This is a genomic window from Micromonospora sp. U21 (genome assembly GCF_018070045.1).
GTDB lineage: Bacteria > Actinomycetota > Actinomycetes > Mycobacteriales > Micromonosporaceae > Micromonospora.
In genome coordinates this window covers 68190-84528 of sequence record NZ_JAGPYK010000012.1, presented here as the reverse complement: position 1 = coordinate 84528, position 16339 = coordinate 68190, and the positions used below count along the sequence as shown (strand labels likewise).

Sequence of the window (16339 nt, the reverse complement as noted above, 5' to 3'; positions counted from 1 at the left end):
GTGCGATGAGCGGGGTGCAGCTGCGGGGGTTCGGGTGGCGGCACGCCGGGCGTCGGGCGTGGGCCGTGCGCGGGGTGGACCTGCGGGTCGAGGCTGGGGAGCGGGTGTTGTTGCTCGGGCCGTCGGGGGCCGGCAAGAGCACGCTGCTCAGCGCGCTGGCCGGGCTGCTGCCCGAGGACTCCGGCGAGCAGGAGGGCACCGTCGAGATCGACGGGCTCGACCCGCGCAAGGGTCGGGAACGGGTCGGCATCGTCTTCCAGGACCCGGAGACCCAGCTGGTGATGGCCCGCAGCGGCGACGACGTCGCGTTCGGGCTGGAGAACCGGGGGGTGCCGGCGAGCGAGATCTGGCCCCGGGTGGACGAGGCGCTGCGCCGGGTCGGCTTCCCGTACGACCGGGACCGGCCCACCGCCGCGCTATCCGGCGGCGAGCAGCAACGCCTCGCCCTCGCCGGCGCGCTGGCCCTGCGCCCCGGCCTGCTGCTGCTCGACGAACCGACCGCCAACCTCGACCCGGCCGGGGCCGACCTCGTCCGGCGGGCGGTGGCCGGCGCGTTGGACGCCGACACCACGCTGATCCTGGTCGAGCACCGGGTCGCCGAGGCGCTCCCGCTGGTCGACCGGGTGGTCGTCCTGGAGCCCGGCGGCGGGGTCCGCGCGGACGGCCCGCCCGAGACGGTCTTCGGCGCGCACGGTGCCGCCCTCGCCGCCGAGGGCGTCTGGGTGCCGGGTCACCCCATCGCCACCCGGCTGGCGACCGCCGCCCCCGGCGAGCTGCTGCTCACCGCCGACCGGCTCGGCCTGCCGCCCCGGCTGGGCCCCGTCGACCTGGCGGTACGCTCAGGCGAAGCGCTCGCCGTGCGTGGGCCCAACGGAGCCGGCAAGTCCACCCTGGCGCTGCTGCTCGGCGGGCTGCTGCGGCCGGGCGCCGGACGGGTCTCCGCGTCCGGCGAGCTGGCCGGGCCGGACCAGCACACTCCCCCGCACCGGTGGCGGGCACCCGCGCTGGCCCGGCGGATCGGGTCGGTCTTCCAGGACCCGGAGCACCAGTTCGTGACCAGCACCGTCTTCGACGAGCTGGCGCTCGGCCCGCGCCGGACCGGCCAGCCCGAGGCGGCCGTCAAGGCGACCGTTGCGGGGTTGCTGGACCGGCTGCGGCTGGCGCGGCTCGCCGCCGCCAACCCGTACACCCTCTCCGGTGGGGAGGCCCGACGGCTGAGCGTGGCGACCGCCCTGGCCACCGCGCCCCGCCTGCTGATCTGCGACGAACCCACCTTCGGCCAGGACCGGCGGACCTGGCGGGAGCTGGTCGACCTCTTCGCCGACCTACGCGACGCCGGGCACGGCGTCGTCACCGTGACCCACGACCCGGACTTCGTCGCCGCGCTCGCCGACCGCACCGTCACGCTGGAGCGATCGTGACCGGCCGGGGCGGCAGCCGATGATCAGCATCGAGCCCGTCGCCGCGCCCGGTGCGCCGCTGGCCCGCCGCAACCCGGTGGCGAAGGTGGTCGCCGCGCTGGTCTTCTCGTTCACCCTGCTGGCCACCCTGGACCCGGTGGCCCCGGCGATCGCCATCGCGGTCGAACTCGCCGTGCTGCCGCTGTTCGGCATCCGCTACCGGGTGCTGGCGCGGCGGGCCTGGCCGCTGCTGGTCAGCGCCGTCGGCATCCTGGTCACCCTGGTGCTCTTCGCCGCCGACCGGTCCGGCCGGGTCCTGCTGGACGCGGGACCGGTGCTGGTGACCAGCGGAGTGCTGCTCACCGCGCTCGGCCTGATCCTGCGGGTGCTCGCGGTCGCCCTGCCCGGCGTGATCGTCTTCGCCACCACCGACCCCACCGACCTGGCCGACGCGCTGATCCAGAACGCGAAGGCGCCGGCCCGGTTCGCGATCGGGGCACTGGCCGCGTTCCGGCTGGTGCCGCTGCTCGGTCAGGAGTGGCAGATGATCAGCATGGCCCGGCGGGCGCGGGGCGTCGACGCCGGACGTGACCCGGCGGCCAAGCTGCGGCTGTTCGCCTCGACCGCGTTCGCGCTGCTGGTCGGGGCGATTCGCCGGGGCACGCGGCTGGCCGTGGCGATGGATGCCCGTGGCTTCGACGCCGGTACCCCCCGCACCGTGGCCCGCCGTCAACCCTTCACCCGCGCCGACGCCGTGCTCATCGCCGTCGCCGCCGCGCTGGCGGGCAGCGCCCTCACCATCAGCATCCTGCTCGGCACCTTCCGCCCCCTGCTCGGCTGAGTCGCTTCTCTTCGCAGCGTGCCGACCGGCGTCGCTCCGCGCCCCGCCCCGCCGCTGCGCCGGCCTGATCTGCGCAACATCAGGGATGGTGCTGCTTCGCGGGGCGGTGAGACAGCACCATCCCTGATGTTGCTGCTGCCTCACCGCCCGCGACGCCGGGACAGCGCGCCGGGTGGGTGCGTGTCGATCAGCTGCGGCGGAAGGCGTAGCGGCGGCTCTGGCCGGCTGGTTGACCACGCCCGCCGGCCGAGCGCGTCCCGCCACCCTGCGGCGGTCCGGCCGTCGGTGCCTTCGGTCGCCCGGCCACCTTCGGCAGGTCTGCCACCACCGGCGCGTCCACCGCTGCCGGCACGTCGACCGGTGGCAACAGCTCACCCGGCACCACCGCCGGCAGAGCCGGCTGATTCAGCACCGCCGGCAGAGCCTGCTCGACCAGCACTTCCGGCTCACCCAGTGCCGCCGGAAGCGCCGGCTCGACCAGGAGCGCCGGTTCGACCGCGAGGTCCACGTCGGGGCGGGTTGGTAGGAGCGCGTCACGGCCGGCCGTCGGGTCTGTGCCGGCGGACGTGGGTGCCTTGGTACGGGACTTCTTCCGATTGCGTCTGGCGGGCATCCGTGCCTCCTTCGGTGCCGACCGTCACGGCCGTTCCCGCGTTCCGGCGGTCGGTCGGCTCGGCTGGTGACCGTCGCAGCGCGACAGTCGAGGGGGAAAGGACTGCTCACCGGGGTCGGGCAGGGCCAGCACCGCCGAACGGCGGGTGGGGATGCGGGACGCCCGGGAGCGCACGGACCGCGGCGCGGGGCGGCGGGCCGGCTCGGAAGTGGGGCGTCAGTTACGCATGCCCGCACGCTATCCGGTGGGCGGGCACCGGCGCATCCGGTTTTCCTGGCAGCATCGGCGGCACGCTCATCGCGTTCTCGATTACCCCGCTCGGTGTCGGTGAGTCCGTCGGTGACCTGGTCGCCGCGCTCACCGCGAAGGTGACGCGTGTGGAGGATCGGCTGGCCCAGGGCTGAGCGCCACCGGTCGGTGACCGGCTGTCGACGAGGCGGCCCACTCCGCCGCGCACCGCGATACGGTCGCAGCACGGCACTACGACGGTGAGAGGTGGCGGCACGGATGGCTGAGCAGGCGACGGCGCAGATCGGCGTGACCGGGCTGGCGGTGATGGGCCGCAACCTGGCCCGCAACCTGGCTCGCAACGGCTTCACCGTGGCGGTGCACAACCGTTCGCCCGAGCGCACCCGCAGCCTGATCGCCGAGCACGGCGACGAGGGCACGTTCGTGCCCGGCGAGACGATGGCCGACTTCGTGGCGTCGCTGGAACGGCCCCGTGCGGTGATCGTGATGGTCAAGGCGGGTGCGCCCACCGACGCGGTGATCGACGAGCTGGTGCGGCTGCTGGAGGAGGGGGACATCATCGTCGACTGCGGCAACGCCCACTTCGCCGACACCCGCCGCCGCGAGGAGGCGTTGCGGGGGGCCGGGCTGCACTTCGTGGGCACCGGCGTCTCGGGCGGCGAGGAGGGCGCGCTGCTCGGGCCGAGCATCATGCCGGGCGGTTCGACCGAGTCGTACGCCAAGCTCGGGCCGATGTTCGAGAAGATCTCCGCCCACGTGGACGGGGTGCCGTGCTGCCGACACATCGGGCCGGACGGCGCCGGGCACTTCGTCAAGATGGTGCACAACGGCATCGAGTACGCCGACATGCAGCTCATCGCCGAGGCGTACGACCTGCTCCGCGCCGGCCTGGACGCGGATCCGGCGGAGATCGCGGAGATCTTCCGGGGGTGGAACGGCGGCGAGCTGGAGTCCTTCCTCATCGAGATCACCGCCGACGTGCTGGCCCACCACGACGCGGCCACCGGCCGGCCCTTCGTCGACGTGGTGCTGGACCGGGCCGAGCAGAAGGGCACCGGGCGGTGGACGGTGCAGAGCGCGCTCGATCTGGGCGTACCGATCACCGGGATCGCCGAGGCGACCTTCGCCCGCTCGCTCTCCGGGCACGTCGACCAGCGGGAGGCGACCCGCCGGGCGTTCCCGGACGCCGGTGAGAAGTGGCAGGTCGCCGATCGGGAGGCGTTCGTCGAGGACGTCCGCCGGGCGCTGCTCGCCTCGAAGATCGTCGCGTACGCGCAGGGCTTCGACCACGTCCGCGCCGGCAGCCAGGAGTACGACTGGGACATCGACCTCGGTGGCACGGCGACCATCTGGCGGGGTGGCTGCATCATCCGGGCCCGCTTCCTGGACCGGATCCGCGAGGCGTACGACGAGCAGCCCGAGCTGTCCACGCTGCTGGTGGCGCCGTACTTCGCCGAGGCGGTCGGCGCCGGCGTGCCGAGCTGGCGGCGGGTGGTGGCCGACGCGGCCCGGGCCGGGGTGCCGACGCCGGCGTTCTCGTCGTCGCTGGCGTACTTCGACGCGCTGCGCGCCGAGCGGCTGCCGGCCGCGCTGATCCAGGGCCTGCGGGACAACTTCGGCGCGCACACCTATCAGCGTGTCGATCGCGAGGGCTCGTTCCACACCACGTGGGCGGCAGACCGCACCGAGTCCCCGGCCTGACGGCACGTCGCCTGGCCCTCTCCGCGTCGCCCGGTGCGGGGGTCAGGCGATGGTGGCGTGCATCTCCCAGACGAGGATCTCGGCCGGCTCGTCGGCGGTGACCCGTCGGCCGCCGGTCCTGGTGAGCCGGGCCGCGTCACCGGTGCCGAGCGGGCCGCTGCCCTCCAGGTCCACCGTGCCGTTGGGCACGTACAGGTGCACGAAGGGCGCGTCCGGGATGGTGACCTCGTCGCCGGGGGCGAGGCGGGCGGCGTGCAGGGTCGCGTACCGGTTGCGGATCCGGATCGCGGAGGCGCCGTCGTAGCGGTCCATACCGGAGGCGATCGGCACGAGGCCGCCGCGCAGCAGCTCGTCCTCGATCTCCAGCTGCTCGTAGCCGGGGTCGACGCCCTGCTCGTCGGGGAGCACCCACATCTGCACGAAGTGCACGGGGTCGCTGTGCGGCTCCTGGTTGTTGAGCCGCCAGGCGTCGTTCTTCTCCGAGTGCAGGATGCCGGTGCCGGCGCTCATCCGCTGAGCCAGCCCCGGGTAGATCACCCCGGAGTGCCCGGTGGAGTCCTGGTGCACGAGGGACCCGCGCAGCACCCAGGTGACGATTTCCATGTCCTGGTGCGGGTGGGTCTCGAAACCGGCACCCGGGCGGACCACGTCGTCGTTGTTGACGAGCAGCAGGCCGTGGTGGGTGTTGGCCGGGTCGTAGTGCCGGGAGAACGAGAAGGAGTGCTTGGAGTCCAGCCAGGAGATCCGGGTGGCGAAGCGGTCCTCGGCCCGGCGCACGTCGACCGATGGGGCGGGCGCGGTCACCATGCGCGCTGCCCGGTGTCGGCGGGCGACGGCGCCCAGGTCAGGGCCGGGTCCCCGGTGGCCAGCTCGGCGATCTCGCCGGAGCGCAGCTGCGGCGTGTGGCCGAACTCGGCGCAGTGCTGCTCGGCGATCTCCGCGCAGATCTCGGCCACCTGCTCGCAGATCGGGTTACCCAGATCGGCCGCGTTCAACGCCATGATCATCTTGTACCGGAGATCCCGCATGTCCACCTCCGACCGACACGGTCCCACCCCTTTCGGACCCTACCCGCCCCCATCCCCCACAGCCTGGGAAATCACCGCACCCGCAGCCACTGACCCGCGCCCCCGTCGTGGGCATGGAGAGGCGCCGCCCCCCGGGAGATGAGGGACGGCGCCTGGCGTCGCGGGTTACCAGAACCGGCGGCGCTTGGCCTTCTGGGGACGCATGAAGTCCGCGCCCTTGGTCAGCAGTCGGCTCATCCCGGAGGGACCACGCCGGGCCTCCAGGGTGTGGCTGAGCCGGCGGGCGCCGGCCGCGGCCAGTGGTACCGCGATCGCCATCACCGCCCACTGTGCGATGCGCTTCTGGATCATGTGGGTTCACCTCCGTCAGTGGCTCCTGACAGGGGTGATACCCAGCGTGACGTGCCGGTAAGCCTCGGCTCAGCCCACCGGGGCGACCGGGTTGGGCAGCGCGCCGCCGAACCGCCGGTCGCGCTGGGCGTACAGCTCGCACGCGTACCAGAGGTGACGGCGGTCGAAATCCGGCCAGAGCGTGTCCAGGAAGACCAGCTCGGCGTACGCGGTCTGCCAGAGCAGGAAGTTGGAGATGCGCTCCTCGCCGGAGGGGCGCAGGAACAGGTCCACCTCCGGGATCTCCGGGTGGTAGAGATATTTCGCCACGGTCTTCTCGGTGACCTTCGCCGGATCCAGCCGGCCGGCCGCCACGTCGCGGGCGATCGCGGCGGCGGCGTCGCCGATCTCCGCCTGCCCGCCGTAGTTGACGCAGAACTGCAGGGTCAGCGTCGAGTTGCCGCGGGACATCTCCTCGGCGGTCTGCAACTCGGAGATGACGCTCTTCCACAACCGCCCGGGCCGGCCCGACCAGACCACCCGGACGCCGAGATCGACCAGCTGGTCGCGGCGGCGGCGGATGACGTCCCGGTTGAACCCCATCAGGAACCGGACCTCGTCGGGCGAGCGCCGCCAGTTCTCGGTGGAGAACGCGTACGCCGACAGGTAGGGGACGCCCATCTCGATGGCGCCCTCGATGGTGTCGAAGAGGCTGTGCTCCCCCGCCTCGTGACCCTTGGTGCGGGGCAGCCCGCGATCCTTGGCCCACCGGCCGTTGCCGTCCATCACCACGGCGACGTGCTTCGGCACCGCCTCGGCGGGCAGCGCCGGCGGCCGGGCGCCCGACGGGTGCGGTGTCGGCGGCACCGGCTCACGCCGGCTGGCCCTCATCGATCGGATCACTCGGCTCTCTCCCTGCTCGCACCGTCCGCCCCGGCCTCCACGTCGCCGTGCGGCCGGAGCATCGCGGCCCCGGCGCCGCCCGGCGGCGGGACCGTGCCGGCCGCCGAGGAGCCCCGGTCGACCAGCGGCAGCGAGCGTAGCGCGCGTTCCAGGTGCCACTGCAGGTGAGCCGCCACCAGGCCACTGCACTCCCGGCGTACGCCGGTCTCGGTGGCGTCGGCGATCACCCAGTCGCCGGTGGTCAGCGCGGACATCAGATCGATGGTGGCCGGCGCGGGATGGGCGGCGCCGGGCGGCCGGCAATCGGGACAGACCGCGCCGCCGGCCGGCACGGAGAACGCCCGGTGCCGCCCCGGTGTGCCGCAGACCGCGCACGCGATCAGCGCCGGCGCCCAGCCCGCGAGGGCCATCCCGCGCAGCAGGTACGCGTCGAGCACCAGGGTGGTGGCGTGCTCGCCCCGGGACAGCGCCTTCAGCGCCCCCACGGTGAGCTGGAAAAGCCGCAGCGACGGCTCCCGCTCCACCGGGGTCAGCCGCTCGGCGGTCTCGGCGATCGCGCTGGCCGCCGTGTAGCGGGGATAGTCCCCGAGGAACCGCTTGCCGTACAGGTCGATGCCCTCGACCTGGCTGACGGTGTGCAGCGAGCTGCCCAGGTTGCCCTTCGGGTCGCCGGCGAGCTGGAGATCGACGTGGCCGAACGGCTCCAGCCGGGCACCGAACTTGCTGGTGGTGCGACGGATCCCCCGGGCCACCGCGCGCAGCCGGCCGTGCCGGCGCGTCAGCAGGGTGATGATCCGGTCGGACTCGCCGAGCTTCTGCACGCGCAGCACCACCGCGTCGTCGCGGTAGAGCTGTCGGCGGTACCCGGCCATCGGACCATTCTCCCTCGGGGTCTGAAATCAGGGTCGGTTCGGGGTGGATGCGCGGACGAACCCCGATGCGCCGGGCCCGTGACCGGCCGTAGCGTGCTCGCCATGGCACCGCACGAAATCCGCACCGGCTTCCGTCGCCGCGCGAGCGCCCCCGTCGCGCTCGGCATGGCCACCACGCTCATCCTCCTCGCCGGGTGCGACAACCTGTCCTTCCGCCGACTCGACTACGACGACACCGAGGCCGTGAAGGTCACCACGATCCGGGTGCAGGGCGGCTCCGGCGATGTGGTGGTACGCGGCACCGGCCCGGCGTCCGAGGTGCGAATCAAGCGGGTGGTGCGCTACCAGGGCGGCGAACCGGACAACGCCCGGTACGAGATCGAGGGCAGCGAGCTGGTGCTGGACACCGACTGCGGCTCGCGGTGCAGCGTCTCCTACGAGGTGACCGTGCCCGACGGTGTGGGCGTGCAGGGCGAGGTCGGCTCCGGCAACATCGAGCTGAGCCGGGTCGGCACGGTGGAGCTGCGACTGGGCTCGGGCGACGTGCGGATCGCCAGCGCCTCCGGCGCGCTGGGGGTGGAGACCCGCTCGGGCAACATCGAGGTGAGCGAGGCGAGCGCGGCGGTACGGCTGCGTGCCTCGTCCGGGGACATCACGGCGCGCCGGCTGAGCGGCACGGTCGACGCCGAGGCCAGCTCGGGCAACGTCACCATCGAGCTGGACAAGGCCGCCTCCGCCCGGGCACACGCCTCCAGCGGTGACGTCACGCTGCTGGTGCCGGCGGGAAGCTACCGGATCCAATCCAACGCCGGCTCCGGTGACGAGCGGATCACCGTCGCCGACGACCCGGCCGCGTCCCTGGTGCTCGACGGCTCGGCCGGCAGCGGCAACGTGACGATCAGCCAGCGCTGACCTCGACGGTGGCCGCCTCTCCGGCCACCCGCTGTGCCGGCACCACCGCTCGTCCGGCGGTCTTCCCCGCCGGACGAGCCGCGGACCGGGCCGCCGGGCCGGTGCCGGACCGAGCCGGCGGTCCGGCAGGGCGCGGTCGACCACCGGGCACCAGCTCCGGGGGTCGGCGAGCGGCGACGTCCTCGACCCAGCCGACGGCAAGGGTGACCAGCCCCACCAGCGCGAAGACCAGCAACACCCGGACGGCCAGTACCAGCGGATCCTGGTGGGACCAGCCGACCATGTCCACCAGCGGGGTGAGCGCCACCACGAACGGCATGTGCCAGAGGTAGACGGTGAGCGCCCGCCGGTTGACCACGGTCACCACCCGGTCGGCCAGCCGGCTACGTCCCAACCAGGCGATCCCCGCCGGCGCCCGACCCAGCACGATCAGGATGAACGCGGCGGACCAGAGGGCGTTGCCGAGGTGGTTGTCGTTGAGGTCGTACCCGCGTGGGCCCGGATGCGTGATGATCCAGGCTCCGCCGGCGACCGCGAGCGTCAGCGCCACCGGGTAGAGCACCCGGCCGGCGAGGCGGCGCAGCATCCCGGCGTGGTGGGCGAAGCCGAGCAGCCACGCGCCGAAGTAGAGCCCGAACTCGCGCAGCACCGGCGGCGCCGGGTAGATCCCCGACTCGATCGCCACCAGCAGGAGGTACGGGGCGAGCAGGGTGGGCAGCGGGGCGCGCCGGAACAGCCAGAACGCGACCGGCGAGGCGAGCACGAACCACAGGTAGTCGCGCAGGTACCAGATGACGCTCAGCGCCAGGGCGCCCCAGTGGTTGGCTGGTGGATCGGCGATCGGGAACAGCCACAGCAGCAGCCGGGAAGACGCCGGCAGTCCGGAGAGCAGCATGGCCGGCACGAAGATCACCGCCAACACCCACAGTGACGGCAGCAACCGGCGGAGCCGGCGGCCGACCGCCGCCGGTCCGGATCGGGTCAGCGAGGCGGCCATCAGCGAGCCGGCCAGCGCGAACATCACCGACATGGCCGGGAAGACGAGAGTGAGGGTCGCCCAGCCGGTGACGTGGTAGACGACCACCCGGACGATGGCCAGGAAACGGAGCAGATCGAGGTACCTGTTGCGCATCAGCCTGCATCTGGGTCGGGGGACGCCGGGCGTACCTCCCCTACCCTGCACGCCGACCGCGCCAAACGGCGGCCGGCCCAGTCAAACGTGAAACGTGCCATCCGCCCGACCGAAGGCGATCACGCCCCGGCCCCCTGACCGGCCCGACCGGAAAGCCGGCCGGACCGGTGGAGTCGGTCAGAAGCCCAGCTTGCGCAGCTGCTTCGGGTCGCGCTGCCACTCCTTCGCCACCCGGACGTGCAGGTCCAGGTAGACCCGGGTGCCGAGCAGCTCCTCGATCTCCTTGCGGGCGTTGGTGCCGACCTCCTTGAGTCGGCTCGCCCGGTGGCCGAGCACGATCGCCTTCTGGCTGGGCCGCTCCACGTACAGGTCGGCGTAGATCTTCATGACCTGGCCCTCGGGGACCATCTCCTCCACCACCACGGCGATGGAGTGCGGCAGCTCGTCGCGGACCCCTTCCAGGGCCGCCTCCCGGATCAGCTCCGCGACCATCACCTGCTCCGGGTCGTCGGTCAGCATGTCGTCCGGGTAGAGCTGCGGCGACGGAGGCAGGTAGCCGGTCATCACGTCGACCAGGGTGTCCACCTGGTGCCCGGAGACGGCGCTCACCGGTACCACCGCGGCGAACTCGCCCATCTCGCTGACCGCGAGGAGCTGCTCGGCCAGCCGGCGCTTGTCCACCAGGTCGGTCTTGGTGACCACGGCCAGCACGGTCGCCTTCAACCCGGCCAGCTCGCCGGTGATGAACCGGTCGCCCCGTCCGACCGGCTCGTTGGCCGGAATGCACAGGCCGATCACGTCGACCTCGGTCCAGGTCGATCGAACGAGGTCGTTGAGGCGCTCGCCGAGCAGCGTACGGGGGCGGTGCAGGCCCGGCGTGTCGACCAGGACCAGCTGCGAATTCGGCCGGTGCAGCACGGCCCGGATGACGTGCCGGGTGGTCTGCGGCTTGTTCGAGGTGATCGCGATCTTGGTGCCGATGATGGCGTTGGTCAGCGTGGACTTGCCGGCGTTGGGCCGGCCGACGAAGCAGCCGAACCCGGCCCGGTACGGGCGACCGTCCGGATCCTGGACGGGGGTCACTGGATCACCGTGCCGAGCACGGTGCCGTCCGGCGCCGCCACGTGGATCGGCGCGTCCACGGCGAGGTCGCGCACCGCGGCATGCCCGGCGCCGTCCAGCGTCGATGCCTCGGTCACCACCACCGCCGCCTCCAGCCGACTCGCCCCGGCCGCCACCGCCGAGGCCACCGCCAGCTGCAACGCCGTGAGGGTCAGCGAGGGCAGCGCGACGCTGGCGGCCGCGTACGTCCGGCCGTCCTGGTCCCGGACCGCGGCGCCCTCGACGGCACCGACCCGCCCACGGGCTCCCCGGGCCAGGACGACCAGCTTGGCGTCCTCGGCGCCCAGCGGGGCGGGCGCGGTGGGGGTGGGCCGGGCGGCGGGCGCGGCGGGTGTGTCAGGCATCGGCGGGTTGCCTCTCCTCGTCTCGATAGTGGTCCTGGTCGTCCCCGGGACCGGCCTGCTCGCCACGCCCCGTGGTGTCCTGCTCGTCGCCCGGCTCCGCCCGGCTGACCAGGACGGTGTCGATGCGGTTACGCCGGCCGGTGGTCCCCTCGGCGACCAGCCGGAGGCCGGCCACCTCGACCTGCGCTCCGGGGATCGGCACCCGCCCCAGCGACTGGGCGAGCAGGCCACCGACCGTCTCCACCTCATCGGTGGGCAGATCGGTGTCGAACAGCTCGCCCAGATTCTCCACCGGCAGGCGGGCGGTCACCCGCACCGAGGAGTCCGCCAGGCGTTCGACCGGCGGGCGTTCGACATCGTACTCGTCGGTGATCTCACCGACGATCTCCTCCAGGATGTCCTCGATCGTGACCAGGCCGCCGGTGCCGCCGTACTCGTCGACCACGATGACCAGGTGGTTGCGGGCCGCCTGCATCTCCGACAACAGGTCATCGACCGGCTTGGACTCCGGCACGAAGGTGGCCGGACGCATCAGCTCGGCCACCGGCAACTGCTCGGCGTCCGGGTCACCGCCCCGGGACCGGCGGATCAGGTCCTTGAGGTAGAGCACACCCAGCACGTCGTCGACGCTCTCGCCGATCACCGGGATGCGGGAGAATCCGGACCGCAGGAAGAGCGCCAGCGCCTGTGCGAGGGTCTTGCCCTCCTCGATCCACACCATCTCGGTACGCGGCACCATCACCTCACGGGCGATGGTGTCGCCGAGCGCGAAGACCGAGTGGATCATCTGTCGCTCGCCGTGCTCGACCACGCCGCGCTGCTCGGCAAGGTCGACCAGCTCACGCAGCTCCACCTGGGTGGCGAACGGCCCCTCCCGGAAGCCGCGCCCCGGGGTGACCGCGTTGCCGATGAGGATGAGCAGGGACGCGAGCGGGTTGAGCGCCCGGCCCAGCCAGCGGACCAGCGGCGCCACCGCCCGCCCCACGGCGTACGCGTGCTGCCGGCCGATGGTGCGCGGGGCGACCCCGACCACCACGAAGCTGACCACGGTCATCGCGCCGGCGGTGACCAGCGCGGCCCGCCAGCCGGCGCCGAAGGTGTCCACCGCGACCAGTGCCACCAGTGTGGTGGCGGTCAGCTCGGCGAGCAGCCGCAACAGCAGGAGCAGGTTGAGGTGCCGGACCACGTCGGCGGCGACGGTCTGGAGGGTGCGGGCGCCGCGCACGCCGTCGCGGGCCAGCTCGGCCGCCCGCGCCGGAGAGACCGCGGCGAGCGCCGCCTCGGTCATCGCGATCAGGCCGGCCAGCACCACCAGGCCGGCCGCGAAGACGATCAGTTGCAGGTCGGGCAGGCCGGCCGTGGGGCCGGCCGCCAGTAGCGGAGTGGGCATCACTGGGTGCGGGTCGACCGCCAGCTCGCCAGCAGTCGGGCCTGGAGCGCGAACATCTCCCGCTCCTCCTCCGGCTCGGCGTGGTCGTAGCCGAGCAGGTGCAGCACCCCGTGCACGGTGAGCAGGTGCAGCTCGTCGGCCGGAGCGTGCCCGGCGGTCGCCGCCTGCTTGGCCGCCACCTCCGGGCAGAGCACGATGTCGCCGAGCAGGGCCGGCTCGCCGCCGGACGGGGCGCTCTCGCCCGGGCCGTGGTCGACGCTGCCCTCGTCCATGGGGAACGCGAGCACGTCGGTCGGGCCTTCGCCACCCATCCAGCGGTGGTTCAGCTCGGTCATGTAGTCGATGTCGACCAGCAGCACGGACAGCTCGGCGAGGGGGTTGACCCCCATCTCGTCGAGGGCGTGCCGGGCGACGGCGAGCACGGCGTCGGTGTCGACCTCGACACCGGACTCGTTGGCGATCTCGATGGACAACTGCTTTCCTCTGCTTTAGCGGCGGCGGCCGGCCCGGCCGCCCTGGGCGGGTCGCCCGGGCACCGCGTGGACGCCCTGCGCCTGCTGGGTCTCCCGCTCGGCGTCCCAGCGGGCGTACGCGTCGACGATCTGCCCGACCAGCTGGTGGCGGACCACGTCGGAGCTGGACAACTGGGCGAAGTGCACGTCCTCGACGTTTTCCAGGATCTCCCGGACCACCCGCAGACCGCTGGTCGTGCCGCCGGGAAGGTCCACCTGGGTGACGTCACCGGTGACGACGATCTTGGAATTGAAACCGAGCCGGGTGAGGAACATCTTCATCTGCTCGGGCGTGGTGTTCTGCGCCTCGTCCAGGATGATGAACGCGTCGTTGAGCGTCCGGCCGCGCATGTACGCCAGCGGCGCGACCTCGATCGTGCCCGCGGCCATCAGCTTCGGGATCGACTCGGGGTCGAGCATGTCGTGCAGCGCGTCGTAGAGCGGACGCAGGTACGGGTCGATCTTCTCGTTCAGCGTGCCGGGCAGGAAGCCCAGTCGCTCACCCGCCTCGACCGCCGGCCGGGTCAGGATGATCCGGTTGACCTGCTTGGCCTGCAACGCCTGGACGGCCTTCGCCATGGCCAGGTAGGTCTTGCCGGTGCCGGCCGGGCCGATGCCGAAGACGATGGTGTGCGAGTCGATCGCGTCGACGTACCGCTTCTGCCCGAGGGTCTTGGGGCGGATGGTGCGCCCGCGCCGGGAGAGGATGTTGAGCGTCAGGACCTCGGCGGGCCGCTCGGCGCTGCCCTGCTCGAGCATGCCGACGGTGCGCCGAACCGCGTCAGTGGTCAGGGTCTCGCCTTTCTCGATGAGTTCGAGCAGCTCAGTGAAGACCCGCTCGGCGAGGGCGTTGTCCGCGGGCGCACCGGTGATGGTGATCTCGTTGCCACGGACGTGCACGTCGCTGGTGACCGAGCGTTCGACGAGTCGCAGGATCTCGTCACCTGCGCCGAGCAGATTGACCATGATCTTCGAGTCGGGCACGGTGATCCTGGTCTGCACCCGGGGCGGGCCGGGAGGTGGGGTGCCAGTCATAGGTCGGGCCGAAGGGCCCTGCGCACCTGCTCTCGATCTCGGCGCCGGCCCTGCTGGCACGGCGTGCGGACGTTACCCCCATCGTATCCGTTCAACGCGGCCCGTATCGCGTCCATTTCCGCTGGCCGCGATCAACTACCGGCCCGGAAGTCGTACCGCTCGAAGGTCTCCTGGTGGCGGGTGAACCGGTACGTCGCCCAGTGCATCCGGACCACGGCACCCGACTCGTCCCGGGTCAGCCGCAGCAACTCGCCCGCCTCCCGGCCGGAGACCGTGCGGAACACGTCCGGCCGGTCCGGCAGCGGGGTGAAGATCGCCGGTGGACGTCCCGCCGGGTCGCCGGCCCCACGCGCCCGCAGCGTGCCGTCGTGCCAGGAGAAGACGTACTCGAAACCCTCGCCCCACCAGCGGCCGAGCAGACCCCGCAGGGCGGCCGGAGCGGGTGCGCCGGGCCGCCACGGCTCGATCTCGGCCGGGTCGTGCTCGACCGCCGCGGCGAGCAACCGGTGCGGCAGGTCGAACAGCTCCGCCGCCGTGCCGGAGGAGCCGAGCACCGCGGCGCCCATCGCGCCCGCCGTGCCGTCGCCGCCCCGCCGGCCGTACACCGCGGCCAGGAAACCGGGCATCGCCCCGTCGTGCCCCACGTGCACCACCCGATCGCCCTGCGGCACCAGGATCAGCCCGAGCCCGAAGCCGGCCCCCCAGAGCGTCTCGTCGGTGGTGGTCACCGGCCAGCGCATCTCGTCCAGGGTGGCGGGAGCGAGCACCGCGCCGGCCGGGTCCAGCGCCGCCGGGTCGGCGAGGAACGCCGCCCAGCGGGCCATGTCGGTCGCGGTGCTCCAGAGCTGGGCGGCCGGGCCGACCGCGCCGAAGTCGGTCGGCGGCTCCGGGTGCGCCTCGTCGGAGTACGCGTCGACGAGGAACCCGGTGGCCGCCGCCGGCCCGGGAGCCGCGGCGGTGTCGGTCAGCCCCAGCGGCGTCAGCACCCGCTCGGTGAGCACCTCCGCCCAGCTGGCGCCGCGCAGCCGGGCGACCATCTGGCCGAGCACGGCCAGGCCGAGGTTCGAGTAGTGGAAGCGGCGGCCCGGCGGCAGCACGCGCTCGGCCCGGTCCAGCTCGGCCACCAGCCGGTCGACGTCCGGCGCGCGCAGGCTGTCCCAGACGTCGCCGAACGGCTCGCGTTGCAGGCCTCCGGTGTGCGACAGCAGCCGGCGGACGGTCAGCTCACCGTGCGCGGGCAGGTCCAGGTGCCGGCCCACCGGGTCGTCCAGGTCCAGCAGCCCGTCGTCGCGGCACTGGAGGGTGAGCACCGCGGTGAAGGTCTTGGTGACCGAGCCGATCCGGAACCGGGTGCCCGGCCCCAGCGGGCTGTCGGTGCCGGTGCCGCCGACGGTGCAGCTCCAGAGCGGACGGTCGGCCCGGTGCAGCGCCGCCGACACCGCCGGCACCCGGGCATCGGCCTGCACCCGGCGGACCAGCCGGCCCAGCCGCTCGTCCACGACCCGGGTGGACACCGGCTCAGTGCTCACGCCAGGTCCCGGGCGAGCATCGGGCCGAGCGGCGCACCACCGAGCAGGTGCGCGTGCGCGTGGAACACCTCCTGCCCTCCGTACGCCCCGGTGTTGAACATCAGCCGGAAGCCGTCGCCGAGCAGGCCCTCGTCGTCGGCGACCACGGCGGCCGTGGCCAGCACCTCAGCGGCCAGCCCCGGGTCGCCCTGGGCGAGGGTGGCGATGTCGGCGTAGTGCTCCTTCGGAATGACCAGGATGTGCACCGGCGCCTTCGGGCCGATGTCGCGGAAGGCGAGCGTGGTGGCGGTCTCCCGGACCACGGTGGCCGGGATCTCCCCGGCGACGATGCGGCAGAACAGGCAGTCGGATCCCATCGGGGCAGTGTAAGGAAGGGCCCCCTGTTAACGCCTCCGGTAGAGGAAGGGTCCCTTCCTAACGTTCGCG

18 protein-coding genes are annotated in these 16339 nt (G+C 73.0%); 4 read left to right on the top strand and 14 right to left on the bottom strand.

Annotation, left to right across the window (positions count from 1 at the left end):
• The first annotated feature begins 5 nt into the window (after positions 1 to 5).
• Both KBX63_RS17785 and KBX63_RS17780 read left to right on the top strand, forming a co-directional pair.
• Complete coding sequence (locus KBX63_RS17785) at positions 6 to 1421, top strand: ABC transporter ATP-binding protein (protein ID WP_210912346.1); 1416 nt, start codon at positions 6 to 8, stop codon at positions 1419 to 1421.
• Positions 1422 to 1440: 19 nt separating this feature from the next.
• Entirely contained in the window at positions 1441 to 2241 is an 801-nt protein-coding gene (locus KBX63_RS17780; RefSeq protein WP_210912345.1) for an energy-coupling factor transporter transmembrane protein EcfT, read from the top strand.
• A 187-nt stretch (positions 2242 to 2428) separates the two neighbouring features.
• On the opposite strand, the gene KBX63_RS17775 is transcribed toward KBX63_RS17780, so the two are convergent.
• On the bottom strand, positions 2429 to 2854 hold the full coding sequence (locus KBX63_RS17775; protein WP_210912344.1) for a hypothetical protein: 426 nt from the start codon (positions 2852 to 2854) through the stop codon (positions 2429 to 2431).
• A 507-nt stretch (positions 2855 to 3361) separates the two neighbouring features.
• Here KBX63_RS17775 and gndA point away from each other — a divergent pair.
• Complete coding sequence (gene gndA / locus KBX63_RS17770; RefSeq protein WP_210912343.1) at positions 3362 to 4804, top strand: NADP-dependent phosphogluconate dehydrogenase; 1443 nt, start codon at positions 3362 to 3364, stop codon at positions 4802 to 4804.
• Between the two features lie 42 nt (positions 4805 to 4846).
• On the opposite strand, the gene KBX63_RS17765 is transcribed toward gndA, so the two are convergent.
• From KBX63_RS17765 to recO, 5 genes are all read right to left on the bottom strand, one after another.
• Positions 4847 to 5611 (bottom strand): pirin-like bicupin family protein, encoded by a 765-nt coding sequence (locus KBX63_RS17765; protein WP_247662577.1) that lies wholly within the window; start codon positions 5609 to 5611, stop codon positions 4847 to 4849.
• Positions 5605 to 5832 (bottom strand): thioredoxin reductase, encoded by a 228-nt coding sequence (locus KBX63_RS17760; protein ID WP_247662576.1) that lies wholly within the window; start codon positions 5830 to 5832, stop codon positions 5605 to 5607. The genes KBX63_RS17765 and KBX63_RS17760 overlap by 7 nt, the downstream gene beginning before the upstream one ends.
• A 165-nt stretch (positions 5833 to 5997) precedes the next feature.
• Positions 5998 to 6183, bottom strand: a complete 186-nt coding sequence (locus KBX63_RS17755; RefSeq protein WP_210912342.1) for a hypothetical protein — start codon at positions 6181 to 6183, stop codon at positions 5998 to 6000.
• 69 nt (positions 6184 to 6252) lie between these two features.
• Positions 6253 to 7053, bottom strand: a complete 801-nt coding sequence (locus KBX63_RS17750; RefSeq protein ID WP_210912432.1) for an isoprenyl transferase — start codon at positions 7051 to 7053, stop codon at positions 6253 to 6255.
• Positions 7054 to 7061: 8 nt separating this feature from the next.
• Positions 7062 to 7937, bottom strand: coding sequence for a DNA repair protein RecO (recO, locus tag KBX63_RS17745; RefSeq protein ID WP_210912341.1), 876 nt, complete (start codon positions 7935 to 7937; stop codon positions 7062 to 7064).
• 102 nt (positions 7938 to 8039) lie between these two features.
• On the opposite strand from recO, the gene KBX63_RS35270 reads away from it, so the two are divergent.
• On the top strand, positions 8040 to 8849 hold the full coding sequence (locus KBX63_RS35270) for a DUF4097 family beta strand repeat-containing protein (protein WP_247662575.1): 810 nt from the start codon (positions 8040 to 8042) through the stop codon (positions 8847 to 8849).
• Here KBX63_RS35270 and KBX63_RS17740 read toward each other — a convergent pair.
• From KBX63_RS17740 to KBX63_RS17705, 8 genes are all read right to left on the bottom strand, one after another.
• Positions 8836 to 9981, bottom strand: coding sequence for an acyltransferase (locus tag KBX63_RS17740; RefSeq protein WP_247662574.1), 1146 nt, complete (start codon positions 9979 to 9981; stop codon positions 8836 to 8838). The genes KBX63_RS35270 and KBX63_RS17740 overlap by 14 nt on opposite strands.
• A 177-nt stretch (positions 9982 to 10158) precedes the next feature.
• A complete protein-coding gene (era, locus tag KBX63_RS17735; RefSeq protein ID WP_210912340.1) occupies positions 10159 to 11064 on the bottom strand; it encodes a GTPase Era in 906 nt (301 codons plus the stop codon).
• Entirely contained in the window at positions 11061 to 11447 is a 387-nt protein-coding gene (locus KBX63_RS17730) for a cytidine deaminase (RefSeq protein WP_210912339.1), read from the bottom strand. Before KBX63_RS17730 ends, era begins: the two co-directional genes overlap by 4 nt.
• Entirely contained in the window at positions 11440 to 12861 is a 1422-nt protein-coding gene (locus tag KBX63_RS17725; RefSeq protein WP_374102240.1) for a hemolysin family protein, read from the bottom strand. Before KBX63_RS17725 ends, KBX63_RS17730 begins: the two co-directional genes overlap by 8 nt.
• Complete coding sequence (ybeY, locus tag KBX63_RS17720; RefSeq protein WP_210912337.1) at positions 12837 to 13310, bottom strand: rRNA maturation RNase YbeY; 474 nt, start codon at positions 13308 to 13310, stop codon at positions 12837 to 12839. Before ybeY ends, KBX63_RS17725 begins: the two co-directional genes overlap by 25 nt.
• Positions 13311 to 13325: 15 nt before the next feature.
• On the bottom strand, positions 13326 to 14384 hold the full coding sequence (locus KBX63_RS17715; RefSeq protein ID WP_121652520.1) for a PhoH family protein: 1059 nt from the start codon (positions 14382 to 14384) through the stop codon (positions 13326 to 13328).
• A 131-nt stretch (positions 14385 to 14515) separates the two neighbouring features.
• Complete coding sequence (locus KBX63_RS17710; protein ID WP_307871747.1) at positions 14516 to 15913, bottom strand: serine hydrolase domain-containing protein; 1398 nt, start codon at positions 15911 to 15913, stop codon at positions 14516 to 14518.
• Positions 15910 to 16269 carry a histidine triad nucleotide-binding protein gene (locus tag KBX63_RS17705; RefSeq protein WP_210912336.1) on the bottom strand — a complete coding sequence of 120 codons (360 nt, stop codon included), beginning with the start codon at positions 16267 to 16269 and terminating at the stop codon, positions 15910 to 15912. Before KBX63_RS17705 ends, KBX63_RS17710 begins: the two co-directional genes overlap by 4 nt.
• Positions 16270 to 16339: the final 70 nt, after the last annotated feature.

Coding starts and splice junctions, on each gene's coding strand:
- KBX63_RS17785 (WP_210912346.1), top strand. CDS start 6: ATGAGCGGGGTGCAGCTGCGGGGGTTCGGGTGGCGGCACGCCGGGCGT.
- recO (WP_210912341.1), bottom strand. CDS start 7,937: ATGGCCGGGTACCGCCGACAGCTCTACCGCGACGACGCGGTGGTGCTG.
- KBX63_RS35270 (WP_247662575.1), top strand. CDS start 8,040: ATGGCACCGCACGAAATCCGCACCGGCTTCCGTCGCCGCGCGAGCGCC.
- KBX63_RS17740 (WP_247662574.1), bottom strand. CDS start 9,981: ATGCGCAACAGGTACCTCGATCTGCTCCGTTTCCTGGCCATCGTCCGG.
- gndA (WP_210912343.1), top strand. CDS start 3,362: ATGGCTGAGCAGGCGACGGCGCAGATCGGCGTGACCGGGCTGGCGGTG.
- KBX63_RS17760 (WP_247662576.1), bottom strand. CDS start 5,832: ATGCGGGATCTCCGGTACAAGATGATCATGGCGTTGAACGCGGCCGAT.
- KBX63_RS17750 (WP_210912432.1), bottom strand. CDS start 7,053: ATGAGGGCCAGCCGGCGTGAGCCGGTGCCGCCGACACCGCACCCGTCG.
- KBX63_RS17780 (WP_210912345.1), top strand. CDS start 1,441: ATGATCAGCATCGAGCCCGTCGCCGCGCCCGGTGCGCCGCTGGCCCGC.
- KBX63_RS17775 (WP_210912344.1), bottom strand. CDS start 2,854: ATGCCCGCCAGACGCAATCGGAAGAAGTCCCGTACCAAGGCACCCACG.
- KBX63_RS17715 (WP_121652520.1), bottom strand. CDS start 14,384: ATGACTGGCACCCCACCTCCCGGCCCGCCCCGGGTGCAGACCAGGATC.
- KBX63_RS17705 (WP_210912336.1), bottom strand. CDS start 16,269: ATGGGATCCGACTGCCTGTTCTGCCGCATCGTCGCCGGGGAGATCCCG.
- KBX63_RS17730 (WP_210912339.1), bottom strand. CDS start 11,447: ATGCCTGACACACCCGCCGCGCCCGCCGCCCGGCCCACCCCCACCGCG.
- KBX63_RS17755 (WP_210912342.1), bottom strand. CDS start 6,183: ATGATCCAGAAGCGCATCGCACAGTGGGCGGTGATGGCGATCGCGGTA.
- KBX63_RS17765 (WP_247662577.1), bottom strand. CDS start 5,611: ATGGTGACCGCGCCCGCCCCATCGGTCGACGTGCGCCGGGCCGAGGAC.